This is a genomic window from Streptomyces sp. GbtcB7, assembly GCF_019091445.1.
Lineage (GTDB): Bacteria > Actinomycetota > Actinomycetes > Streptomycetales > Streptomycetaceae > Streptomyces > Streptomyces mirabilis.
This window is the reverse complement of record NZ_JAGXJM010000448.1, coordinates 1-251: the sequence shown is the minus strand read 5'-3', so window position 1 is coordinate 251 and position 251 is coordinate 1. Positions and strand designations below refer to the sequence as shown.

The 251-nt window shown below is 68.5% G+C and carries 1 protein-coding gene; it reads left to right on the top strand.

All coding sequences use genetic code 11. The features are described from left to right. Nucleotides 1–197 (top strand): hypothetical protein (locus KVT44_RS56475; protein WP_217577076.1); only part of this gene is annotated, 197 nt, incomplete at its 5' end. Nucleotides 198–251 lie beyond the last annotated feature (54 nt).

Below are 251 nucleotides of genomic sequence, written 5' to 3'. Positions count from 1 at the left end.
TCGCGAGTCGCCTCCGTTCGGCGAACACGCTCCTGTCCGGTCAGACGAGCGACGTGCTGCCGAGCGACCGTGGCAAACTCGACGGGATCGGCCGCCTCCTGGAGTATGAACCGCGCTCGGCCACGCAGGTGGAGGAGGATTGGCTGCGGACCGCGCGGCGAGCCCGCCGCGCCTTCGAGAATCTCTTCTACGGCTGAGCGCCGACCCACCGAAAGGCTTCCCCCATGTCCGTTGGACTGCTGGCCGTCGTC